The organism is Variovorax sp. 22077 (assembly GCF_052044195.1).
GTDB lineage: Bacteria > Pseudomonadota > Gammaproteobacteria > Burkholderiales > Burkholderiaceae_C > Variovorax > Variovorax atrisoli.
The window spans coordinates 156,908-180,305 of record NZ_JBQEQC010000011.1 but is presented as its reverse complement, the minus strand read 5'-3'; the positions used below and the strand labels follow the sequence as shown (position 1 = coordinate 180,305).

Genomic DNA, 23,398 nt, shown 5'->3' with positions numbered 1-23,398 from the left:
CGCTGGCGCGTTCGGCCATGGTCATGGTCATTGCTGCTGCCTGTTCTTCAGCGCCGCGACGAGCGCGGGGCCCGGCGCCGTCCAGCCGACGATGGCGCCCTGCGCGCGCACCATGTCCAGCGTCGCCGCCTTGAAGGCGGGAAAGTAGCTCTCGGTGCAGTCCTCGAGCAGCAGGCAGTCGTAGCCGCGGTCGTTGGCTTCGCGCATGCTGGTCTGCACGCAGACCTCGGTCGTGACGCCGCCGAACAGCAGATGCGTGATGCCGCGCGCCTGCAGCAGCTCGTGCAGGCCGGTGGCGTAGAACGCGCCCTTGCCCGGCTTGTCGATCACGATCTCGCCCTCCACGGGCGCGAGCGCCTCGATGATCTGGTTGCCCGGCTCGCCCGCCACGAGGATGCGGCCCATCGGCCCTTCGTCGCCGATGCGCAGCGTGGGGTTGCCGCGGTTGCGCTTGGCGGGTGGGCAATCGGAAAGATCGGCCTTGTGCGCCTCGCGCGTGTGCACCACGAGGCCGCCCGCCTCCCGCCATGCCTCCAGCACGGTCCTGGTCGCAGGCACGATGGCTTCGAGCAGCGATACGTCGTTGCCCAGCGTCTCGCCGAAGCCGCCGGGCTCGATGAAGTCGCGCTGCATGTCGATCAGCACGAGCGCAGTGCTGGCGATATCGAATTCGTAGGGGAATGGGTTGGCTTGTTCTATGCGCATGCTGGTTCTCAAGAATGTGCCGGCCAACGACGGCCCTCACCCCACGACAGAGCCCGGCGGGCGGTGCGGCGCGGTCGCCCCCTCTGTGCCGCCGAGGAGCGCAGCGTTTCGCTGACAAGGGCTCGCGGCTGTTTGAGCGAAGCGAGTTCTGCGAGACCCCGCGAAACGCGAGCACCGCAGGGCAGCCGCGAAGCGGCCGGCATCGTGGGGGCGGCCGGGCCGGGCCGCTCGCCGGGCTGAGCCGAAAAAGCAGGAAGAGCATTCATGCAGCCACCTAGTGATGCCCACCGCCCATGTGCGCCCCGATCACATGACGCTCGGCGCCAGCAGCCGATGTCTCGAACACGATCCGCCCCTCGCTCATCACGACGATGCGATCCGCCAGCTCGAGCAGCTCGTCGAGGTCCTCGCTGATGAGAAGGACCGCCCCGCCCTTCTCCCGCACCTGCACGATGCGCGAATGGATCTCCGCGACCGCCGCGAAGTCCAGCCCGAACACCGGGTTCGCCGCGATCAGCACATTGATGTCGCCCGCCAGCTCGCGCGCCAGCACCGCGCGCTGCACGTTGCCGCCAGAAAGGCTGCGGATCGGCGCGCCCTCGCCCCGCGTCTTCACGCCGTACTCGGCGATCCACTCGCGCGCCCTGCTGCGCCAGTAGGGAAAGTTCAGCACGCCCGCGCGCGACAGCGGCGGCCGGTCGAAGTCGCGCAGCGCCATGTTCTCCGCGACGCTCAGATCGCCGACGCAGGCATTGCGCAGTGGCTCCTCAGGCAGGCTGCGCACCTTGAGTTCCCGGTTCTCGGCGCGGCGCGCGGCGTAGGGCTGCCCCATCACGCTGACCTTGCCGGCCAAGCGAGGGCGCTGCCCGACGAGCGCTTCGACCAGCTCGCGCTGCCCGTTGCCGGAGACGCCCGCCACGCCGAGGATCTCCCCGGCACGGACCGACAGGCTCAGCCCGTGCAGCGCCAGCGTTCCGCGATCGCCCTGCGCCTGCAGTCCTTCGACCTGCAGAGCCATCGGCGCACCCGTCGACACGGCCCTTCTCGCGACCGCAGCCTGCGCCGGCGAAGCTGCAGCCTGCTCGCCGCCCATCATGGCCTGCGCCAGCTGCGCCGGACTGGTGTCGGCCACGCGGCAATGGTGCACCGCCTTTCCGCGCCTGAGCACCGTCACGCTGTCGGCATACGACATCACCTCGCGGAACTTGTGCGTGATGATCAGCACCGTGCACAGCCCGCTGCGCGCGAACTCGCGCACGTGGCCGAGCACCTCGTCGGCCTCCTGCGGCGTGAGCACCGAGGTCGGCTCGTCGAGGATCAGGAGACGCGGCTTCAGGTACAGCTGCTTGAGCAGCTCCAGCTTCTGCTTCTCGCCGGCCGCGAGCTCCGAAGGCCGAACGTCGAGATCGAGGCTGAACGGCGTGGTCGCCAGGAAGGCCTCCAGCTCCGCGCGCTTGCTCTTCCAGTCGATGACCGCGGGCGTCTTGCCGCCGGCAAGCAGCAGGTTCTCGGCCACCGTCATCCCAGGTGCCAGCGTGAAGTGCTGGTAGACCATGCCGATGCCCAGCGCACGCGCCACGATCGGGTTGGCGATGTCCTGTTCGCGCCCGTCGATCAGGATGCTGCCCTCCTCCGCGCGCTGGAAGCCGGCCACGCACTTCACCAGCGTGCTCTTGCCCGCCCCGTTCTCGCCGAGCAGCGCATGCACCGTGCCGGGTTCGACGTGCATCGTCACGCGGTCCATCGCCGTGAAGTCGCCGAAGCGCTTGGTGAGCTCGTAGGTGTCGAGCGCGAGCGCGCCGCTGCCCACCGGCAGGCCGCCGATGGCGCGGGGGGAGGAAGACGAGGCGCCCATCGCGGTCAGCCGAGCGCGGCCAGCAGCGCCTGCGATGTGGCGTGCGCGCCGAACACGCCGCCCTGCATCGTGATCATCTTCAGCGCGGCGAGGTGGTTGCCGCAGTCCGTGGCGGCCGTGCAGTCGGACAGCAGCAGGCACTCGAAGCCGCGGTCGTTGGCATCGCGCATGGTGGTGTGCACGCACACGTCGGTGGTGATGCCCGCGAGGATGATGTTCTCGATGCCGCGCGTGCGCAGGATCAGCTCGAGGTCGGTCGCGTAGAACGAGCCCTTGCCGGGCTTGTCGATGATCACCTCGCCCGGCAGCGGTGCCAGCTCCGGAATGATCTCCCAGCCCGGCTCGCCGCGCACCAGGATGCGCCCGCAGGGCCCGTCGTCGCCGATGCCCACGCCGTTCGCGCCGATCTGCCGCGAGCGCCATCGCTTGTTGGCCGGCAGGTCGCCGAGGTCGGGCCGGTGGCCCTCGCGCGTATGGATGACGTGATAGCCCAGCGGCCGCAGCGCCGCCAGCGTGCGCGCGATCGGCTGGATCGGCGCCTGCACCAGCGACAGGTCGTAGCCCATCACGTCGACATACCCGCCCTTGCCGCAGAAGTCGGTCTGCATGTCGATGACGATGAGCGCGGTGTTGTCGGGGCGCAGCGCGCCGTTGTAGGGCCAGGCGTAGGGCTCGGCGGCGACGTGGCGTTCGGTGGTATTGGCGATGGAAGTGGTCATGGGTTCATCCTGCGTAGTTGCGCTGCGGCGGCGCGAAGCCGCAACTCGTACCGTCGGTCACCTTCACCTCGGCGCTCCACGGCAGCCTGTAGGTGCCAGCGGCCATGTCGTGCATGTAGGTGTAGGGGCAATCCTGCGCGCCGCCCTTCACCGCGACGTATCCGCGGTGGTAGAGCTGGTAGATGTTGTTCTCCACACCCCAGCCCGTGCGGGCCTCGCGCACGAGGTCGGGGCGCAGTTCGGCGGTGATGATCTCGTCGACGCGGCCGCCGCCCTCGACCAGCACCGTGCCGTCGAAGTTGCAGAACATGCCCTCGCCCATCGAGTCGAAGCTGCCGTCGCTGCCGCACAGGCACACGCTCGCGGTGTAGGCGAGATTGCAGAAGGCGTTGGCCTGGTTGGTGATCTTCCAGGCGTGGCGGATGGGCGCGGTGTAGCCGGCGGTGCGCAGGATGATGTCCGCACCCTTGTACGCGGCCTCGCGCGCCATCTCGGGGAACATGCCGTCATGGCAGATGATGAGCGAGAGCTTGCTGCCGTTGGGTCCATCGCATACCGGAATGCCGAGGTTGCCGGGCTCCCATGGCTCGACCGGCACCCACGGGTGCAGCTTGCGGTAGTAGAGCCTGATCTCGCCATGGTCGTCGATGATCAGGCCGCTGTTGTACGGGTTGCCGCCGGGGTTGGCCTCCATGATGGAGAAGCAGCCCCAGATGCGGTGTTCGATGCAGGCACTCCTGAAGGCCGACACTTCCGGGCCGTCGAGCGTGCACATGATCTCCGGGTTGGTGTCCATCGAGAGCCCGTGCAGCGCGTACTCCGGGAACACCACCAGGTCCATGGTCGACTGGTTGCGGCGCGCCTTGCCCACCATCTCGCAGATGCGCTGCGCTTGTGCGCGGAGATCGGCCGGTGTCTTCACGTTGGGCAATTGCAGTTGCACGAGCCCGACGACGACGCCGTGCGGCGATTTGTTGAGGCCTCCGAGACCGCTCATGAGGTTCAGCTCCTTGTCGATGAAAGTTCGCCGGGGCTGCCGGCGGCGGCGCTGCCCGGCCTGCAGGTGAGCACGAGGATCACCAGCGTGAGCACATAGGGCACGGTGTTGAAGAGGTGGTAGCCCCAGCCGATGCCGATGGACTGCAGCGCCGGCCCGATGGCTCCGGCCCCGCCGAAGAGCAGCGCGGCGCCCACGCAGCGCAGCGGGCTCCAGCGCGCGAAGATCACCAGCGCCACCGCGATCAAACCCTGGCCGCTGGAGATGCCTTCGTTCCAGCTGCCCGGATAGAAGAGCGTGAGCGATGCACCGCCCAGCCCCGCGATGAAGCCGCCCGCCGTGGTGGCCGCGATGCGCAGGCCCGAGACCGAGTAGCCGAGCGCACGAGTCGCCTGCGCCGAGTCGCCCGCCATGCGCACCAGCAGACCGGCGCGCGTTCGGGCGAAGCCCCACCACAGCAGTACCGCGAGCGCCACGCCCACCGGCACCAGCGCATTGAGCTGCAGGGCCGAACGCACGACGGGGTTGTCGCTCCAGAAGCCCAGCGGGATTGCCGGGATCTGCGGCGCCTGCGGCTGGATCAGCGGCTTGCCGAGATAGAACGCGAGCCCCGTGCCGAGCAGCATCAGCGCGATGCCGGTCGCCACGTCGTTCACACGGTCGAGCGAGCACAGCAGCCCGTGCAGCAGCGCGAGCGCGGCGCCGGCCACCGCGCCGATCAGCACGCCGAGCCACGCGGAGTCGGTGAGGTACGCGCCGCCGAAGGCCGCCATGGCCGACAGCACCAGCACGCCTTCGAGGCCGAGGTTGATGCGGCCCGACTTCTCGGTCAGGCACTCGCCCAGGCTCACGAAGAGGAAGGGCGCGCCCACGCGCAGCGCACCGCCGACGATGCCTGCGATCAGCGCGATCCACTGGTCGGCGGTCATGTGTAGCTCCTTGCCTCGGGCAGCATGCGGTCGCCGAACTTCTTCCAGTTGACCGTGCGCAGGCCCTCGCTCGCGAGGATCAGCACGAAGGCGATGCCCTGCAGCACCAGCACCGACGCATCGGGCAGGCCGAGCCGCCGCTGCAGCAGGCTGCCCGCCGCGCCGAAGCCGCCGAACAGGATGGCCACCGGCACGATGGCCCCCGGGTTGTGCCGCGCGATGAAAGAGACGAGGATGCCCGCGTAGCCATAGCCCGCGATCAACGAGGCGTTCGCATTGGTGTGCACTGCCGCCACCTCGATGGCGCCCGCGAGCCCCGCGCATGCGCCGCCGAGCCCGCAGGCCGAAAGAATCAGCCGCGTGGCCGGCAGTCCCACGAGCTGCGCGGTGCGCGGATTGCCGCCCACCACCCGCACCGAGAAGCCCGAGGCCGTGGCGCGCAGCCACCAGCCGAGGCCCAGGCAGGCCACCACGCCGACCACCAGGCCCCAATGCACGTCGGAGCCGCCGATGCCGCCGATCAGCAGCCCGTCGTTCAGCGCGTAGGTCGATGGCTTGTTGAGGCTGGCCGGATCGCGCAGCGGCCCTTCGACCAGGTGCTTGAAGACGCCGATGGCGATGTAGGCCAAGAGCAGGCTGCTGATGGTCTCGTTGATGCCGCGGTACTGGCGCAGCCAGCCCGCGAGCACGATCCACAGCGCGCCGATGACGGCGCCCGCGATGCAGACGATCGCCGTGCCGACGGCGTTGCCGGGCAGCGGCACCGCATGCGCCAGCGCCGCGCAGGCCAGCCCGCCCAGCACCAGCGCGCCCTCGCCGCCGATCACGATGAGGCCCGCGCGCGCAGGCAGCGCCACGCACAGCGCGGTCAGCATCAGCGGTGCCGCGCGCTGCAGCGTGTTCTGCCACGAGAACCAGTCGCCGAACGCGCCCTTGAACAGCGTGGCCCACACCTCCGCCGCGTCGATGCCGGCGAAGGCCACCACCAGCCCGAACAGCAGCAGCGCCGCAGCGATGGCGAACACCGGCAGGGAGAACTCCTTGAGGACACTGCGCATGATGAGGTTTGCTTTCAGGCCAGGGCTGTCGCGGAACCGGCTTCGCCGGGCCGCTGACAGCGCCCTCTTGCAACGGGGGTGGGCGAAGCGCCGCGCAGTGCGCGAAGCCGGGGCGATGTCATCCGATGCTTCCCAGGACGCCTTCGACCAGGTAGTTCATCTTCTCGAGTTCCAGGTCGGTCTGCTTCAGGACCTTGCCCGCGGGCACGACGACCGCGCCCTTGTTGTCCTTGATGCCGTCCTTGAAGATGTCGAAGCTGCCGGCGATCATCTTCGCCTTGATCTCGTCGGCCTGCTTCTTCGCGGCGTCGGGCACCATGGGGCCGTAGGCCGACATCTTCACGTAGCCCTCCTTCAGGCCTCCGCGCAGGAAGTTGGGGTGCGGCTTGCCGGTCTGTGCGGCCTCGATGACGGTCTTGTAGGCAGTGAGCCAGTTCCACTCGGCGCCCGTGAGGTACGCATTGGGCGCCAGCTTGGCCTGACTCGCGTGATAGCCGCAGACCATCTTGCCGCGCTTTGCGGCCGTCTCGACCACCACCTTGGGGCCGTCCACGTGCATGGTGAACACGTCGCAGCCCTGGTCGGCCAGGCTGTTGGTGGCCTCGGCCTCCTTCACCGCCATCGACCAGTCGCCCGTGAAGATCACGCTGCAGGTGATGTTCGGCTTGACCGAGCGCGCGCCGAGCGTGAAGGCGTTGATGTTGCGCAGCACCTGCGGAATGGGCTTGGCGGCGACGAAGGCGATCTTGTTGCTCTTCGTCATGTGCGCGGCGATCACGCCGTTGAGGAACTGGCACTCGTCGATGTAGCCGAAGAAGCTGCCGACGTTCTTCGGATGCTTGCCTTCGGTCCAGAGGCCGCCGCAGTGCGAGAAGCGCACGTCGGGGTTCTTGGGCGCCACCGCGAGGATGTGCGGATCGAAGTAGCCGAACGAGGTGGGAAAGAGCAGGCCCGCGCCGTCCTGCGAGATCATGCCGGTCATGGTCTTCTGCACCGCGGCGGTCTCGGGCACGTTCTCTTCCTCGACTACCTTCACACCGGGCAGCTTCTTGATCTCGGCGGCGGCCATGGCGTGCGCCTGGTTGTAGCCGTAGTCGTCGCGGGCGCCGACGTAGATCACGCCGACGGTGAGCGGCTTGGGCTTGGCCTGGGCGGCGGCGAGCGCACTCCAGCTTCCGAGGCTGCCGGCGGTGCCCAGCGCGGCAAGTGTCTTGAGCGAATCGCGGCGATTGAGATGGCGGGTCATGGCGTTCTCCGTTACAGGTTGGGGTGCAAAAAACGTGCCCTTGCGAGGGCTCAGCCGAGCAGACTCACGTGGGCGGCGACCACGCGCCAGCCTTCGTGCGTGCGCATCCAGGTCTGGCTCTGACGGCCGGTCTGGAAGCTGCCCTCGCGGCGGAATTCGACGTTCGCGGTCGCGAAGTCGCGGCCGTAGGTGGTGATGACGGTGCGCAGCAGCTCGCGCGGCGGGCTCTGCACGGGCAGCGAGGCGCGGAAGGCCGCGATGTCGGCGTGGCCGTAGTGGTTCTCCGAGAAGCCGTAGCGCAGCGTGTGCGGGCTGTCCCAGAACAGCTCGTCGAGCGTCGCACGGTCGTTGCCGACGAGCGCCGCCTCGTAGCGCGCGAACACGGCCTGAACTTCGGCGAGCACCTCGGGAATGTTGATCTCGGGCGTCATGACCCATCCTTTCCAGAAATACCGCGGAACCGGCTTTGCCGGGCCGCTGGTACTGCCCCTGCAAGGAAGGCGCGAGCGACACGAAGTGCACGAAGACTGGAGGTGGGTTTCATGCTACCTGCGGACCTCGCGCTGGAAGATGTCGAGGCTGAGCTTCTTCATCGCGACGAAGCTCTCGGTGCTGAGCGTGTCGACGGTGCGCGGGCGCGCGTCGCCGTAGCGCAGGATCTCGGCCACTCTCGTGGGCCGCTTGGTCAGCAGCAGCACCTCGTCGGCGAGGTACACCGCCTCCTCGAGATCGTGCGACACCAGCAGCATCGTGGTGCCGGTCTGCATGAAGACCTCCTGGAGCTTCTCGCGGATGAAGAGCGTCATCTCGAAGTCGAGCGCCGAGAAGGGCTCGTCGAGAAACAGCACTTCGGGGTTGGGCGCGAGCGCACGCATGATCGACGCGGTCTGCTGCTGGCCGCCCGAGAGTTCGTACGGGTAGCGCGCGAGGTCGAACTTCACGTCGAAGGAAGCCACCAGTTCCTCCATGCGCCGGTCGACCTCGGCCTTGCTGCGCCCTTCGAGCTTCAGCGGATAGGCGATGTTGTCGATGGTGCGCATCCACGGGAACATCGCCTCGCGGTAGTTCTGGAACACGTAGCCGATCTTGGTGTCCTTGCGCTGCTTGCCGTCGAACAGGATCTCGCCCGAGTCGATGGGAATGAGCCCCGCGATCATGTTGATGAGCGTGGACTTGCCGCAGCCGTTGGGGCCGAACACCGAGACGATCGCGTGCTTGGGGATGTCGAGGTCGAAGTTCTCGTACAGCGGCCAGCCCGCGAAGTACTTGGTGAGCCCGCGGATGGTGATGTGCGTGCCTGCGGGGCCGGGTTTGAAGGCCGGCTTCGGCACGTCGGCGTACACCGGGCCGTTGAGAACGATTTCGGATGAAGCTCGCATGGATACGCTCCTGTGCTGATCAGTACATGGGCCGACGCGGAACCGGCTTTGCCGGGCCGCAGGCGGCGCCCCCTTGCACGGGGTTGGCGGCTACGCGAAGCGAGCAGGCCTGGGGGTGGTCCATTACCTTCCGCTCCAGTGCACGATGCGGCGTTCTGCGACCAGGAAGAGGATGTTGAGCGCGTAGCCCAGCGCACCCGCCGAAAGGATCGCCGCGTACATGCTCTTCACGTTGAGCACCTGCTGCGCGTCGATGATCCGGTGGCCCAGCCCGGTGTCGGAGCCGATGAACATCTCGGCCACGATGACGATCACCAGCGCCATCGACACCGCCGAGCGCAGGCCCACGAAGCTGGGCTGCAGGCTTTCCCACACCAGCACGTCCTTGAAGATCTGCCAGCGCGAGGCGCCCATGACGCGCGCCGCCATCACCCGCTGCTTGCGTGCGTTGATGACGCCGTAGGCGCTGTTGAACACCACGATGAGCAGCGCGCCGAAGGCCGCGATGGCCACCTTGTTGACGTCGCTCACGCCGAAGATCAGCAGGAACAGCGGAATGAGCGCCGACGACGGCGTGGAGCGGAAGAAGTCGATCAGGAACTCCACGCTGCGATAGGCCTTCTCGTTGCTGCCCAGCAGCACGCCCAGCGGCACGCCGACGACCGCCGCGATGACGAAGGCCTGCACGGTGCGCCACACGGTCATGGCGAAGTCGGTGAGCAGCGGTCCGCCGGCCAGGCCGGTGACGAGCGCGGAGACGGTGTCGGCGGGCGTGGGCAGCAGGATCGGCTTGATGAAGCCGAGCCGCACCACCAGGTCCCACACGATGAACAGCACCACCGGACCGATGAAGGGCAGCATGCGGTCGCGCAGCGGCGGCTTCGGCGCAGCAGTGGCCGTGCCGGCCGGCGGGGTCCACGGCGCGGCCGTGGTCGAGCTTGCGTCGGCCATGGTCTCAGGCCTTGTAGAGCAGGCCGTCCACCGCCACCTTCTTCTCGAAGATGCCTTTCTCGGTGAACAGGTCGTAGAACTTCTGGAAGTACGCGACGTCGCTCGGCTTGAACTCGTTGTAGAGCATGTACGACGCGAGCGGCACCTCGGCAGTGAGCTTGCCCTCGATGGCGGTGTAGCCCTTCATGAACTGGCGCGCCTCGTCGGGCTTGCTGCGCACCAGCTCCACGCCGCGTGCATAGGCGGCGATGTACTTCTTCGCGACCTCGGGGTTCTTCTTGATGAAGTCACTGGTGAGGCTGGCCGCGCCGCCGTGCCACGGGGCCATCGGGTCGCCGAGGATGTATTTGGCGACCACGCCGGCCTCGACGACGCGCGTGGTGCCGTTCATGCGGCCCACGGTGCCGGTGGGCTCCAGCGTGTAGCAGGCGTCGACCTGGCCCGCGACCAGCGCGGCCACGTGCTGGCCGATGGGCAGCTCGCTCACGGTCGCGCCCTTGGCGCCCGCGCGCTCCAGCATGGTCTTGCACAGGGTGACGTTCTGGATGCCGGGGCCCGACGCGACCTTCTTGCCGGCCAGCTCGGCCACGCTCTTGACGGGGCTGTCCTTGGCGACGATGAATTCGTCGAGCACGTACTTCGCGTTGCTCGGATTGGTGCAGAAGATCTTGAACAGGCCGGGCTGTGCGATCTCGCCGATGGCGAGGTTGGCCGAGCCGGTGCCGTTGGCGCTGCCGTCGCAGCGGCCGGCGAGCATGCCTTCCATCACCTGCTGCGCACCGGCGAACTTCAGCGGCTCCACATCGAGGCCTGCTTCCTTGAAGTAGCCCTTGTCGACCGCCGCGAAGAACGGCAGGCCGGCGGCCACGGGCCAGAAGCCGATGCGCAGCTTCGCAGTCGCGCCCTGCGCGCGCACGATGGCGGGTGCCGCCAGCACGGCCAGGCCCGCAGCACCGGCCTGCAGCAGCTGGCGTCGCTGGCGTGCGGCGGGAGAGTTTTGTTGGATGCTCATCGGAACTCCTCTGATCAGTTGGAACTCGGGGTGGCGCGGCTCGCGACGTAGGCGCGCCAGCCGCCGTGATGGGTCACGTCCTGCGCGCCGGCCAGCGCACGGCCTTCGCAGATGAATCCCTTCACCCAGCTGCCGTCGGCCAGCTCGACGCTGCCGAGGCCCAGCGGTGGCGGGATGAGCGCGAGGAAGCTGCCGACCTGCGCGAGCGGCACGGCCCACACCTCCAGCGCGATGGCGGCGCCTTCATCGCCTTCGGCCACGCGCCGCAGTCCGGGCTTGGGCGGCACGGTGCCCGGCAGCGCGTGGAGCCTGTAGGCCGGCGTGGTGGTGGTGGCGCGCATCAACGTGGCGCCGCGCTCGGTCAGCTGGCTGTTGAGCGGCATGCCCGAGAGATGCGCGCCGACGACGGCGATCGGCAAGATGCCGGCGTCCGGCGCCGCGAGCCCCGGAATGGCGCGCGGCGACGGCAGAGGCTGGCCTGTCGCGCCTTGCGCAAGGCCGGTGGCATGGTGAAAGCGCTGGCCCAGCTCGGCCAGCGCGAGGTCGCTGCCGCAGGGGCCGATCAGCGTGATGCCGAAGGGCAGGCCGTCCGCGCGCAGGCTGCTGGGCACCGAGAGCGCTGCGTAGTCGAGCAGGTTGACGAAGTTGGTGTAGGCGCCGAGGTTGCGGTTGAGCGCGACCGGATCGGCGCGCATCTGCTCGCGCGTGTAGTGCGTGGGCGCGGTGGGCACGAGCAGCAGGTCGATGTCGCGCCACATCGGCTCGACCTTCTGCGCGATGGCGCGCAGCCGCGCCTGGGCCTCGAACACGTCGGCGGCGTCGTACTGGCGGCCGCTCGCGAGGATGCCGCGCACGGGCTCGACGACGTCGTCGGCGTGCGCGTCGAAGAACTCGCGCACCGCGGCGTAGCGCTCGGCGACCAGGGCGCTCTCGTAGAGCATCCCGGCGGCTTCCGCGAGCGGCGCATAGGCGATGGTGACGGGCGTGCCGCCCATCGCGAGCAGCCGCGCGACCGCATCGCCGAAGGCCTGCTCGGCGGCGGCGTCGCCGAAGAAGCTCAGCCGGTCGGGCACGCCGAAGCGGAAGCGCGCGGGCAGCGGCTCGCGGCGCAGGTCGATGTCTCTCGAATACGGATCGCGCGCGTCGTGGCCCGCGGCTGCGAGCAGCACGTCGACCGCGGTGGCGACGGTGCGCGCGAAGATGGAGACGCAGTCGGCGCTCTGTGCAGCGGGCACCACGCCGAAGGCGCTCAGCAGCCCGCGCGAGGGCTTGAGGCCGACGATGTTGTTGAGCCCGGCCGGCACGCGGCCCGAGCCGGCGGTGTCGGTGCCCAAGGCGAAGTCGACCTCGCCCGTGGCCACGACGTAGGCCGATCCCGAACTGGAGCCGCCCGACACGTAGCGCGCGTCGAAGGCGTTGGGCACCTCGCCATAGGGAGAGCGAGTGCCGTTCAGTCCGCAGGCGAACTGGTCGAGATTGGTCTTGCCGGCCAGCGATGCACCGGCTTCGAGCAGGCGCTGCACCGCGCCCGCATGCACTTCGGGCAGGCGCTCGAAGGCCGGGCAGGCGGCGGTGGTGGGCACGCCGGCCACGTCGATGTTGTCCTTGACCGCGAAGCGCAGCCCGGCGAGCGGCAGGGCGAAATCCAGCGCCACCGCGGCGTGCGTGTGCGCCAGGGGCGAGGCGAACCTGGCGATCCAGGCGGCGTCTGGCGTTCCGCTTTTCGGGTTTTCTTCGTGCACCATCTTCAGGCATCCAAACATGTGTACAAGTTGAGATGCAAGCGGCATGCCAGCGCAAAAGCCGGGAGGGCGCGGATGAGGAACGTGTTCGGATTGGCTCCCTCTCCCCGTGGAGAGAGGGTTGGGGCGAGGGCAGATGCGCAGAATGAAGCGCGGCTTCTATCTGGAGGCCGTCACCCTCACCCCGGCCCTCCCCCCAGGGGAGAGGGAGCAGGAAGCTCAGCTCTTCCTAGCGTCGCGGTAGAGCTTCTCGACCTTGGGCAGGTTCGCCTCGAGCTTCGCGATGCGATCCGGCCCGCTGGGGTGCGTCGACAGGAAGCTCAGGCCGCCCTGGTTCTTCGACGCCGTGGCCATCTTCTGCCACAGCGACACCGATGCCTTCGGGTCGTAGCCCGCGCGCGCCGCGAGTTCGAGTCCCACGAGGTCGGCCTCGGTCTCGTCGCTGCGGCTGAACTTGAGCGTGAGCAGCTGCGTGCCGGCGCGCGCTGCCAGGTCGCCCACCTGCCCCCATCCGAGCAGCTGCGCACCGATCGAGAGCGCCGCGCCCGTGCCCGCGCTCTTGGCCAGGCGGGCGCGTGCGTGCTCGCGCAGGGCGTGGGCCATCTCGTGGCCCATCACCATCGCGACCTCGTCGTCGGTGAGCTTGAGCTGATCGAGGATGCCGGTGAAGAAGGCGATCTTGCCGCCGGGCATGCAGAAGGCGTTGATCTGCTTGCTGCCGATCAGGTTGACCTCCCACTTCCAGTCGCGCGCGCGTGCGTTCCACGGCGTCGCGAACGGGATGAGCCGCGCGGCGACGGCCCGCAGGCGCTGCAGCTGCGGATTGCCGTCGCCCGCGAGCGCCCCCTTGGCGCGGGCCTGCGCGAGCAGCTGGCCGTACTGCTGCACGCCGGCCGTCTCGACCTGCTCGACCGGCACGATGTTGCGCGCCACCGAGGCCTTGCCCACGTCGACCTGCGCGAGGGCGGGCTTCGCGAGCACCGCCCCGGCCGCCGCCAGCAGGAAGGCGCGCCGCGGATTCCACGCGGAAGCCACGGAGGGAACGGGAACGGCGGAAAAGGGGCGATCGCATCGTGTGCACATAGGAGCGGGATGATAGGAACAAATGAAGACAAGAACCCCGGGAACCCGGGCCGTCGCTCATGGACAATCCGGGGCACATGTCCGCCTCGCCCGCAGAAACCCCCACGCCCCCCTCACCGCCCTGGCGCGACGCGCTGAAGGTCTACCTGGAACCCGCCACCCTGCGCATGCTGGCGCTGGGCTTCTCGGCCGGGCTGCCGCTGCTGCTGGTGCTGGGCACGCTGAGCTTTCGCCTGCGCGAGGCGGGCATCGACCGCACCACCATCGGCTACCTGAGCTGGGTCGGGCTCGCCTACGGCTTCAAGTGGGTCTGGGCGCCGCTGGTCGACCGGATGCCGCTGCCGCCGCTGACCACCTTGCTGGGGCGCCGCCGCGGCTGGCTGCTGCTGGCGCAGTGCATGGTCGTCGCGGGGCTGGCGGGCATGGCGGTCAACGACCCGCGCCACGGGCTCACGCCGCTGGTCTGGTGCGCGCTGCTGGTGGCCTTCGGCTCTGCCACTCAGGACATCGCGCTGGACGCCTTCCGCATCGAATCGGCCGAGCCGCGCAAGCAGGCCGCGCTGGCCGCCGCCTACCAGACGGGCTACCGGCTCGCGATGATCTGGGCCGGCGCCGGCGTGCTGTGGGTCGCGGCCTGGGCCGAGGTGGCGCCCGCTGCAGCAGCGGCGGCAGCCACGGGTGCCGCGGCCTACCAGAACGGCGCCTGGAAGACGGCCTACCTGGTCATGGCCGCCTCGATGGCCGTCGGCGTGGTCACGGTACTGCTGTCGCCCGAGCCGGTGCCCGGCGCGCCGCCCAAGGCCCGCAGCGCCGCCGAGTGGCTGCGCAACGTGCTGGTCGAGCCCTTTGCCGATTTCATCCGCCGCTACAAGTGGCAGGCCGTGCTGATCCTCTCGCTGATCGCCATCTACCGCATCAGCGACGTGGTGATGGGCATCATGGCCAACCCGTTCTACGTGGACATGGGCTTCACCAAGGACGAGGTGGCCTCCGTCAGCAAGATCTACGGCGTGATCATGACGCTGGTGGGCGCCTTCGTCGGCGGCGTGCTGTCGATGCGCCTGGGCGTGATGCGCGTGCTGATGATGGGCGCCGTGCTCAGCGCGGCCAGCAACCTGCTCTTCGCCTGGCTGGCCACGCGCGGGCACGACCTGACGGCGCTGATCGCGGTGGTTTCGGCCGACAACCTGGCCGGCGGCATCGCCTCGGCGGCCTTCATCGCCTACCTGTCGAGCCTCACCAACATCAGCTACTCCGCCACGCAGTACGCCCTGTTCAGCTCGCTGATGCTGCTGCTGCCGAAGTTCCTGGCCGGCTACTCGGGCGCCTTCGTGGACGCCTACGGCTACAGCAGCTTCTTTGTCGGCACCGCCCTGCTGGGCGCGCCGGTGCTGGTTCTGGTGGCGCTGGCCTCGCGGCTGACGGCGACGGCAAGCCCCCAGGAGCGCCGATAGCGCCCGGCCGTATAGGAAACGGCCGACGCCGCGCCGGCCGCGCTGCTGTTAGGCTGTACCGGTATACATTCGTTTCTTTCAATATCCTTTCCTTCCCGTCGCGCCCCTGCCGTACGCCGCGCGCCGACCGACAGCCCAACACCCCTACAAGATCGTGCCGTCCAGAATCTCTCCTCTTCAGATAAGCGCCTACACGGCCACCAGCGCCGTCGGTGTCGGCAAGGAAGCGCTGGCCGACGCGCTCGCGCAGTCGCGCAGCGGGCTGCGCGCCAACGACTTCGGCGATGCGCCGCTGCCCACCTGGATCGGCCGCGTCGACGGGCTCGAGGAGGCCCGGCTGCCCGAGCCGCTCGCGCAATGGGACTGCCGCAACAACCGGCTGGCCTGGGTGGGCCTGCAGGCCGACGGCTTCATCGAGGCCGTGGCCGCGGCGCGCGAGAAGTACGGCGCCTCGCGCATCGCGCTCGTGCTGGGCACCTCCACCGCCAGCATCGGCGAGACCGAGCTGGCCTACACCCAGCTCGACGAGCAGGGCATGTTCCCGCCCTACCAGCGCCGCGCGGCAGTGCACACGCCGCACTCGCTGGCCATGTTCACGCAGCAACTGCTGGGCATCAGCGGGCCCAGCGAGACGATCTCCACCGCCTGCTCCTCCAGCGCCAAGGTGTTCGCGTCGGCCGAGCGGCTGATCCGCCTGGGCCTGGCCGACGCGGCCGTGGTCGGCGGGGCCGACACGCTGTGCGGCAGCGTGCTGTTCGGCTTCAACTCGCTCGAGCTCGTGTCCGCCGAGCCGTGCCGGCCCTTCGATGCCGACCGCAAGGGCATCAGCCTGGGTGAGGCCGCGGGCTTCGCGCTGGTGGAGCGCGTGCAGGCCGGCGCCGACGCGTCGCCGCTGCTCCTGCTGGGCTACGGCGAGGCGAGCGACGCGCACCACATGTCGACGCCGCACCCCGAGGGACTGGGCGCCGAGCGTGCGCTCGACGATGCGCTGGCGCGCGCCGGCCTCGCGCCCGAGGCGATCGACTACATCAACATGCACGGCACCGCGAGCCAGAAGAACGACGAGGTCGAGGGCGCGCTGGTGGCGCGCCGCTTCCCGGCGCGCACGCACGCCAGCTCGACCAAGGGCTTCATGGGCCACACGCTGGGCGCCGCGGGCATCGTCGAGGCCGTCATCAGCCTGCTGGCCATCGAGCGCGGCCTGATGCCCGGCACCGTCAACACGAAGACGCTGGACGAGGGCTTCGGCCCGCAGATCCGGCTGGAGCCGGCACGCGGCGAGGTGCGCTACGCGCTGAGCAATTCCTTCGGCTTCGGCGGCAACAACTGCTCGCTGGTTTTCGGCAAGGCGCAAGCATGAAGCTCGCCCCCAGGCTCCGCGCACTCCGTGTCGCTCCTCCGCCCTCCTTCCGGGGGCAACACCAGTGGCCCGGCAAAGCCGGTTCCACGGTGTTCCGCGAGAAGGCAATCCAATGACAACCACGACAAGCGCGCCCACCCGCCCCACCCTCTACATCGAAGGCCCCGCCTTCTGGACTCCCACGCTGCCCGGCTGGGACGCCGCGCGTGCGGCCTTCCGCGGCGAAGGCGCGCTGGCCGATCCGCCCGTGAAGCGGCCCTCGCCGCAGGTGCTGGCCCCGGCCGAGCGCCGCCGCGCGCCCGACACGGTGGCGCTGGCGCTCGAGGTGGCCGCGGCCTCCCTCGCCGCCTCGGGCCGCAACGCGGCGGACGTGCCCTGCGTGTTCACCTCGGCGCATGGCGACCTGGCGATCAACGACTACATGTGCAGCACGCTCGCGAACGACCCGAAGATGCTGTCGCCCACGAAGTTCCACAACTCGGTGCACAACGCGGCCGTCGGCTACTGGACCATCGGCACCGGCTGCACGGCGGCGAGCAACGCGGTCTCGGCCTTCGAGCACAGCTTCGCCTCCGGCCTGCTGGAGGCGGCGGTGCAGTCCGCCTGCGACCAGGAACCGGTGCTGCTGGTGGGCTACGACGCGCCGTCGGTGGGCGCCGTGACCTCGGTCACCGACAGCCGCGGCCTGCTCGCGGTGGCGCTGGTCATCGCCAGCGAGCCCAGCGAGCGCACCGTGGCGGTGCTCGACTGGTCGCTCGCCAGCGATGACGGCAAGGCGCCGGCGGCCACGCCGCCGCGCTCGGAAGCGGCGAAGTCGCTGGCCGAGATCAATCCCATGGCCCTGTCGCTGGGCCTCTTCGAATCGCTGGCCCATCTCGATGACGGCAGCGGCGACGGCGCGGGCACGCCGGTCGACCTGCCGGTTTCCGCGTCCCTGTCGCTGCGGCTGCAGTTGCGGCCGTTTGCGCGGGGCTGAGCCCACGGCCGCTACAACCGGCGCTATGCTTTTCGCAGCACGGCCGGTTGACAGGGGTTGCCGAGGTTTACCCAACTTTACGGAGCGTTCAAGCCCGCTTGCTCCCGGTGGACGACCATGAAGCGCATGAGCACCCCCCAACTCCTGATGATCGAAGACGACGCCCGCCTGGCGCAGATGGTGGGCGAGTACCTGACGCAGTCGGGCTTCGCTTTCAACCATGCCGGCGACGGCGCCACCGGGCTCGAGCAGCTGCAGCAGCATGCGCCCGACCTGGTGATCCTCGACCTGATGCTGCCGGACACGGACGGCCTCGAGGTCTGCCGCCGCATCCGCGCGCTGCCCGGTCCGCTGTCGAAGGTGTCGGTGCTGATGCTCACGGCCAAGGGCGACCCGATGGACCGCATCATCGGCCTGGAGATCGGTGCCGACGACTACCTGCCCAAGCCCTTCGAGCCGCGCGAGCTGCTCGCGCGCATCCGCGCCGTGCTGCGCCGCCGCTCCGAGAGCGCCACCGAGGCCGAGGCCTCGTCGGTGATGCGCTTCGGCACGCTGGAGATCGACCGCAACGCGCGCACCGTGTCGGTGGGCGGCGCGGTGGCCGACCTCACCTCCTACCAGTTCGACCTGCTGACCGCGATGGCCGAGCGCGCGGGCCGCGTGCTCACGCGCGACCAGATCATGGAAGCCGTGCGCGGGCGCGAACTCGAAGCCTTCGACCGCTCCATCGACGTGCACATGGGCCGCATCCGCGCCGCCATCGAGGTCGATGCGAAGAACCCCAAGCGCATCCTGACCGTGCGCGGCGTGGGCTACGTCTTCGCCAAGCAGCAGGACTGAAGCGGGAACGCAGGAAGGGTTCCGGCAGATGCTGCGCAACCTCTATTCGCGCCACCTCTACGTGCGCATCTGGCTCGCGGTGGTGGGCGGCGTGGTCATCCTCACGCTGATGGCCAACTGGATCGTGCGCGAGGCCGCCGAGGCCGAGCGCGAGCGGCTCGCGCCGGTGCCGCGCAACGTGGTGGTGCTGGACGCCCAGGACAAGCCCATCGGCGCGGGCACCGCGCTGCGCGTGCCGGGCCAGGGCCTGGAGTTCGACGTGACGCTCAGCGACGGCAAGGCCATCACGCTGCGCGTGGCGCCGCGCGAGCGGCCCACCGGCACCGGCGGCTTCGCGCCGTGGCGCACGCCCTTCGGGCTCGGCTGGATGATCGCGCTGGTGGGCGTGGCGGTGGCGCTGGGCGTGTACCCGATCGTGCGGCGCATCACGCAGCGGCTGGAGTCGCTGCAGCGCGGCGTGCAGCGCTGGGGCGAGGGCGACCTCTCGGTGCGCGTGACAGAAGAAGGGCAGGACGAAGTGGCTGATCTATCCAAACGATTCAACGCGTCGGCCGAACGCATCGAGCAGCTGGTGCGTTCGCACAAGTCGCTGCTGGCCAACGCATCGCACGAGCTGCGCTCGCCGCTCACCCGCATCCGCATGGGGCTGGAACTGATGGGCGAGCATCCGAGCCAGTCGGCGCGCGAGGAGATATCGCGCAACATCGGCGAGCTCGACCAGCTCATCGACGAGATCCTGCTGGCCAGCCGGCTCGACGCCAGGGAGGCCGACATGGGCACCATCGAGCCGGTCGACCTGACCGGCCTCGCGGCCGAGGAATGCTCGCAGGTCAACGCCGAACTCGACCTGGCCGAGGGCACCGACAACGCCAGCCTCACGGTGCCGGGCGTGTCGCGCCTGCTGCGCCGCGCCATCCGCAACCTGCTGGAGAACGCGCGCCGCTACGGCGCCGGCGAGATCGCGGTGGAACTCGGCAGCGCCAACGGCTATGCCACGGTGCGCGTGAACGACCGCGGCCCGGGCGTCCCGCCCGCCCTGCGCGAACGCATCTTCGAGCCCTTCTACCGCCTGCCCGGCGCCAGCGAGCGCAACGGCGGCGTGGGCCTGGGTCTGGCGCTGGTGAAGTCGATCGCCGAGCGGCACGGCGGCACCGTGCGCTGCGAGGACCGCCCCGGCGGCGGCGCCAGCTTCGTGATCCGCCTGCCGGCGGCCGCGCGCAGCCACTGACAACCCGTTCGCCGATGGTCCCTGCTCCATTCGGGGACGCTGCGGAACCGGCTTCGCCGGGCCGCAGGCGTCGCCCCCGGTGAGGGGTTGGCGCAGCGACACGAAGTGCGCGAAGCCCTGGGGGAGAGCCAGGTCAGGTTGGCTGCGGGGGCGCCAACCTAAAATCCCGCCCCTATGCAGAGATCGCACATCGTTCGGCCCGCGGCCATGTTCTGGGGGCTGGTGGTGTTCATGCCGGTCGGCGTCACCTATCTTTCGGCCATCGTGCTGCTGCTCACCATGCTGGTGGCAGGCGGCCTCGGCGAGCGCTATGCGCGGCTGCGCGCCAACCCGCTGTGGTGGCCGGTGATGGCCTACTTCGCATGGACCTTCATCGTGCTGGCCATCGGGCAGCACTATCCCGAGACCGGCTCCAACCTGTTCCACGGCATACGCATCGGCCTCACGATGCTGATGGCGATGGCGCTCACGCGCGAGGAGGCCGTCTGGGCGCTGCGCGGCTTCCTGCTGGTGGCGGCGCTGAACATCGTGCTGGTCATCGTCTTCTACGCGGTCGGCGGCTTCAACATCTGGTCGCCGCTGCGCGCGGTGGTGATGGAGGTGGGCAACAAGTCGATCAGCAATGCGCTGCTGTTCAGCGTGGTGGCCTCCACCGCCGCCGTATGGGGCATCGCGCAGATTGCCGCCCACAGGCCTCTGCGCGCCATTCCGGCGTTCGTGCTGATGCTCGGCCTGGGCCTGGTGGTGGCGCTGCCGCTGACCTCGCGCACCTCGGTGCTGGCGCTGCTGCTGGTGATCCCGGTGGTGTGCGTCCACCAGTGGCGCAACCACCTGAAGATGCTGGTGGGCGCGCTGGTGCTGGGTGCCGTGGTGATGGGCGCCGGGCTCTACCAGCTGCCGCAGCTGCAGCACAAGGTCGAAGTGGGTGTGCAGGAACTCGAGGAGGCGCAGGCCGGCGCGGTCTTCAAGGGCAGCTGGGCCATCCGCTACTACATGTACCGCGACACCGGCCTCATGATCGCCGACCGACCGCTCACCGGCTGGGGCATCGGCGGCTGGACCGACCAGTGGCACAAGCGCGGCCCCGCCCTGCTGGCCGACTCGAACATGCCGCACAACGACTTCCTGTGGGTCGGCGCGCAAGGCGGCCTGCCCGCGCTGCTGAGCCTGCTCTTCATCATGGTCGCCGCCGTCTGGCAGGCATGGAAGCGGCCCGACATCGCCGGCCGCTACGCGCTGGCCGCGACGCTGATCGCGCTGATCGCCTCGAGCGTGAACTCGGCCATGCGCGATGCGCAGATCGGCCTGGCGCTGCTGTTCATCTCGATGGTCTACCTGCGGCTCGCGCAGGAGAAGAACGATCCGAATCCGTGGCGCGGACTGCTCTCCTCGCGCCTGAAAGGCCTGGAGAGCCTGGAAAAAGACCCCGCCCGCCCGGCTGCCTGAAGAGGCATCGGACGGCCGGGGCCGTTCGGTTCAGCGGCGCTGGGGCTCGCCGGGCTCAGTGCCGCGCCGACACCGCCTCGCCGGCCTTCAGCCGGTACACCGTGCCGCAATACGGGCACTTGGCCTCGCCGGTGCGCGCCACGTCGAGGTAGACCTTCGGGTGGCTGTTCCAGAGCTTCATGTCGGCCTTGGGACTGGGGCAGAAAACGCCGCCCTGATGATTGAGCTCCTTGGCCAGGAGTTCGACTACTGCATTGGTGGACATGGGATCGTTCTCTTCTGCTCAGACTTTCGTGAGCCAGTGTGCGTACTTGGGATTCTTGCCGTTCACGATGTCGAAGAAGGCCGCCTGGATCTTCTCGGTGATCGGGCCGCGCGCGCCGCCGTCGCCGCGGTTGCCGATCTCGATGCGGTCGAGCTCGCGGATCGGCGTGACTTCTGCGGCCGTGCCGGTGAAGAAGGCTTCGTCGGCGACGTAGACCTCGTCGCGCGTGATGCGCTTCTGCACCAGCTCCAGGCCCAGGTCCTTGCAAACGTGCAGGATGGTGTTGCGGGTGATGCCGTTGAGCGCGCCGGCCGACAGGTCGGGCGTGTAGACCACGCCGCCCTTGACCACGAAGATGTTCTCGCCCGCGCCTTCCGACACGAAGCCGCTCGCGTCGAGCAGCAGCGCCTCGTCGTAGCCGTCGTCCAGCGCTTCCATGTTGGCCAGGATCGAGTTGGTGTAGTTGCTCACCGTCTTGGCCTGCGTCATCGTGATGTTGACGTGGTGGCGGGTGTAGCTCGAGGTCTTCACGCGGATGCCGCGCTTCATGCCCTCTTCGCCCAGGTAGGCGCCCCAGGACCAGGCCGCGACCATGGCGTGCACCTTGTTGCCCTTGGGGCTCACGCCCAGCTTCTCGGAGCCGATCCAGATCAGCGGGCGCAGGTAGCAGCTCTCGAGCTTGTTCTCGCGCACCACCTGCTTCTGGGCCTCGTTGAGCTGCTCCTGCGTGAAGGGGATCTTCATGCGCAGGATCTTGGCGCTGTTGAACAGGCGCTCGGTGTGCTCGGCCAGGCGGAAGATCGCGGTGCTGCCGTCGGCCGTCTTGTAGGCGCGCACGCCCTCGAAGGCGCCGCAGCCGTAGTGCAGCGTGTGGCTCAGCACGTGGATCTTGGCGTCGCGCCAGTCCACGAGTTCGCCGTCCATCCAGATCTTGCCGTCACGGTCGTCCAGCGAGGGGGGGATCGAGCTCATTTCCTGATTCCTTTGGGATCGGTGTGGGGGTGCGACAGGAAGGGAAGTCGCAAAAGCTTGCGATTTTACGGCGCCGGGCCGAACAGGCTGCCCGACAATGGCCGGCTGTCCAAACCGTTGGAAAAAGGGTTTCCGTGTCCGTATTCAAGAACGTCATCGTCTATCGCATCGAACCCGCCTGGTCCCAGACACTGGCCGAGGCGGAGGAAGGCCTGGGCAGGCAGCGCTTCGAGCCCTGCGGCCCCTCGCAGGAGAAGTCCGCCGGCTGGATCGAGCCGCGCGGCGAAGCCAACGGCCCATTGATCGAATCCATCGACGGCCAGTGGCTGGTCGAATACATGATCGAGAGCAAGCAGGTGCCCGGCTCGGTCGTGCGCCGCAAGGTCGACGAGCGCTGCGCCCACATCGAGGCCACCACCGGCCGCAAGCCCGGCAAGAAGGAAAAGAAGGAGCTCAAGGAAGACATCACCCTGGAACTGCTGCCCATGGCCTTCACGCGCACCGCCCGCGTGACCGTGTGGATCGACAAGGCCGAGAACCGCCTGGTGATCAACACCGGCAACGCCTCGCGCGCCGACGAAGTGGTCACCAGCCTCGTGAAGTCGCTCGACGGCTTCGCGGTGGCCCTCATCAACACCCAGGTCGAGCCTGCCGCCGCCATGGCCAACTGGCTGCTCACGCAGGAGCCGCCGGCCGGCTTCACCATCGACCGCGAGTGCGAGCTCAAGGCCAGCGACGACTCCAAGGCCGTGGTGCGCTACGCCAAGCACCCGCTGGACATCGACGAGGTGAAGCAGCACATCACCGACGGCAAGCGCCCCACCCGCCTCGCGCTGACCTGGGACGACCGCGTGTCCTTCGAGCTCACGCACGGCCTGCTGATCCGCAAGATCGCCTTCCTCGAAGGCACGGGCGACGGCGCGGCCGGCGGCAAGAAGGAAGACAACTTCGACGCCGACGTGGCCATCGCCACGGGCGAGCTGGGCCAGCTGGTGCCCGCGCTGCTCGATGCGCTGGGCGGCGAGGCGGCTTTCTCTGCAGCAGCGCCGGACGAAACACCCAAGCCCGCTGCTGCAGCCGCGCCCACGACGACCGTGCCGGCCGATGCGCCCGAGGAAGAAGACGCGCCGTTTTAGGTCTTAGATCAAGGCGCACCGAAGGCGTGAGGAAGCCGTAGCGAG

22 protein-coding genes are annotated in these 23,398 nt (G+C 69.1%); 7 read left to right on the top strand and 15 right to left on the bottom strand.

From position 1 onward, the window contains the following. Positions 1-27: 27 nt before the first annotated feature. The 13 genes from ACTJLF_RS17795 to ACTJLF_RS17735 all read right to left on the bottom strand — a co-directional run bounded on the left by ACTJLF_RS17795 (position 28) and on the right by ACTJLF_RS17735 (position 13,676). A complete protein-coding gene (locus ACTJLF_RS17795; RefSeq protein ID WP_126184128.1) occupies positions 28-705 on the bottom strand; it encodes a cysteine hydrolase family protein in 678 nt (225 codons plus the stop codon). Between the two features lie 274 nt (positions 706-979). Further along, the gene (locus ACTJLF_RS17790) at positions 980-2,560 is read right to left on the bottom strand and encodes an ABC transporter ATP-binding protein (protein ID WP_440883613.1); all 1,581 of its coding nucleotides are present in this window, start codon (positions 2,558-2,560) and stop codon (positions 980-982) included. Positions 2,561-2,565: 5 nt separating this feature from the next. Continuing rightward, positions 2,566-3,279 carry a biuret amidohydrolase gene (biuH, locus tag ACTJLF_RS17785; RefSeq protein WP_354327393.1) on the bottom strand — a complete coding sequence of 238 codons (714 nt, stop codon included), beginning with the start codon at positions 3,277-3,279 and terminating at the stop codon, positions 2,566-2,568. Positions 3,280-3,283: 4 nt separating this feature from the next. Then, the gene (locus ACTJLF_RS17780; RefSeq protein WP_019655399.1) at positions 3,284-4,276 is read right to left on the bottom strand and encodes a formamidase; all 993 of its coding nucleotides are present in this window, start codon (positions 4,274-4,276) and stop codon (positions 3,284-3,286) included. Positions 4,277-4,281: 5 nt separating this feature from the next. Continuing rightward, positions 4,282-5,205: an ABC transporter permease gene (locus tag ACTJLF_RS17775; RefSeq protein ID WP_019655398.1), complete on the bottom strand. Its 924-nt coding sequence runs from the start codon at positions 5,203-5,205 to the stop codon at positions 4,282-4,284. Further along, a complete protein-coding gene (locus ACTJLF_RS17770; protein ID WP_354327390.1) occupies positions 5,202-6,263 on the bottom strand; it encodes an ABC transporter permease in 1,062 nt (353 codons plus the stop codon). The genes ACTJLF_RS17775 and ACTJLF_RS17770 overlap by 4 nt, the downstream gene beginning before the upstream one ends. A 118-nt stretch (positions 6,264-6,381) precedes the next feature. Further along, a complete protein-coding gene (locus tag ACTJLF_RS17765; RefSeq protein ID WP_184605852.1) occupies positions 6,382-7,509 on the bottom strand; it encodes a BMP family ABC transporter substrate-binding protein in 1,128 nt (375 codons plus the stop codon). Between the two features lie 50 nt (positions 7,510-7,559). Next, positions 7,560-7,940, bottom strand: coding sequence for an oxalurate catabolism protein HpxZ (gene hpxZ / locus ACTJLF_RS17760; protein WP_126184133.1), 381 nt, complete (start codon positions 7,938-7,940; stop codon positions 7,560-7,562). A 114-nt stretch (positions 7,941-8,054) separates the two neighbouring features. After that, positions 8,055-8,888, bottom strand: coding sequence for an ABC transporter ATP-binding protein (locus ACTJLF_RS17755; protein ID WP_019655394.1), 834 nt, complete (start codon positions 8,886-8,888; stop codon positions 8,055-8,057). A 123-nt stretch (positions 8,889-9,011) separates the two neighbouring features. Next, positions 9,012-9,839, bottom strand: coding sequence for an ABC transporter permease (locus ACTJLF_RS17750; RefSeq protein ID WP_019655393.1), 828 nt, complete (start codon positions 9,837-9,839; stop codon positions 9,012-9,014). 4 nt (positions 9,840-9,843) lie between these two features. Then, positions 9,844-10,851, bottom strand: coding sequence for an ABC transporter substrate-binding protein (locus ACTJLF_RS17745; protein ID WP_440883612.1), 1,008 nt, complete (start codon positions 10,849-10,851; stop codon positions 9,844-9,846). Positions 10,852-10,865: 14 nt separating this feature from the next. After that, positions 10,866-12,596 carry an allophanate hydrolase gene (gene atzF / locus ACTJLF_RS17740; RefSeq protein WP_440883611.1) on the bottom strand — a complete coding sequence of 577 codons (1,731 nt, stop codon included), beginning with the start codon at positions 12,594-12,596 and terminating at the stop codon, positions 10,866-10,868. Between the two features lie 216 nt (positions 12,597-12,812). Continuing rightward, positions 12,813-13,676: a M48 family metallopeptidase gene (locus tag ACTJLF_RS17735; protein ID WP_354327388.1), complete on the bottom strand. Its 864-nt coding sequence runs from the start codon at positions 13,674-13,676 to the stop codon at positions 12,813-12,815. A gap of 59 nt (positions 13,677-13,735) precedes the next feature. On the opposite strand from ACTJLF_RS17735, the gene ACTJLF_RS17730 reads away from it, so the two are divergent. From ACTJLF_RS17730 to ACTJLF_RS17705, 6 genes are all read left to right on the top strand, one after another. Next, positions 13,736-15,130, top strand: a complete 1,395-nt coding sequence (locus ACTJLF_RS17730; RefSeq protein WP_019655388.1) for an AmpG family muropeptide MFS transporter — start codon at positions 13,736-13,738, stop codon at positions 15,128-15,130. Positions 15,131-15,284: 154 nt separating this feature from the next. Next, a complete protein-coding gene (locus tag ACTJLF_RS17725) occupies positions 15,285-16,490 on the top strand; it encodes a beta-ketoacyl-[acyl-carrier-protein] synthase family protein (RefSeq protein ID WP_184605855.1) in 1,206 nt (401 codons plus the stop codon). Positions 16,491-16,602: 112 nt separating this feature from the next. Then, positions 16,603-17,466, top strand: a complete 864-nt coding sequence (locus ACTJLF_RS17720; RefSeq protein ID WP_019655386.1) for a beta-ketoacyl synthase chain length factor — start codon at positions 16,603-16,605, stop codon at positions 17,464-17,466. Between the two features lie 117 nt (positions 17,467-17,583). After that, a complete protein-coding gene (locus tag ACTJLF_RS17715) occupies positions 17,584-18,306 on the top strand; it encodes a response regulator transcription factor (RefSeq protein WP_019655385.1) in 723 nt (240 codons plus the stop codon). 28 nt (positions 18,307-18,334) lie between these two features. Then, positions 18,335-19,534 carry an ATP-binding protein gene (locus ACTJLF_RS17710; RefSeq protein WP_126184139.1) on the top strand — a complete coding sequence of 400 codons (1,200 nt, stop codon included), beginning with the start codon at positions 18,335-18,337 and terminating at the stop codon, positions 19,532-19,534. Positions 19,535-19,708: 174 nt separating this feature from the next. Next, positions 19,709-20,980: an O-antigen ligase family protein gene (locus tag ACTJLF_RS17705; protein WP_440883610.1), complete on the top strand. Its 1,272-nt coding sequence runs from the start codon at positions 19,709-19,711 to the stop codon at positions 20,978-20,980. Positions 20,981-21,035: 55 nt separating this feature from the next. Here ACTJLF_RS17705 and ACTJLF_RS17700 read toward each other — a convergent pair whose 3' ends face one another. After that, positions 21,036-21,245 carry a zinc-finger domain-containing protein gene (locus ACTJLF_RS17700; protein ID WP_013538728.1) on the bottom strand — a complete coding sequence of 70 codons (210 nt, stop codon included), beginning with the start codon at positions 21,243-21,245 and terminating at the stop codon, positions 21,036-21,038. Positions 21,246-21,263: 18 nt separating this feature from the next. Further along, positions 21,264-22,217 carry a branched-chain amino acid transaminase gene (locus ACTJLF_RS17695; RefSeq protein ID WP_019658018.1) on the bottom strand — a complete coding sequence of 318 codons (954 nt, stop codon included), beginning with the start codon at positions 22,215-22,217 and terminating at the stop codon, positions 21,264-21,266. Between the two features lie 134 nt (positions 22,218-22,351). On the opposite strand from ACTJLF_RS17695, the gene ACTJLF_RS17690 reads away from it, so the two are divergent. Then, entirely contained in the window at positions 22,352-23,353 is a 1,002-nt protein-coding gene (locus ACTJLF_RS17690) for a recombination-associated protein RdgC (protein ID WP_019658017.1), read from the top strand. Positions 23,354-23,398: the final 45 nt, after the last annotated feature.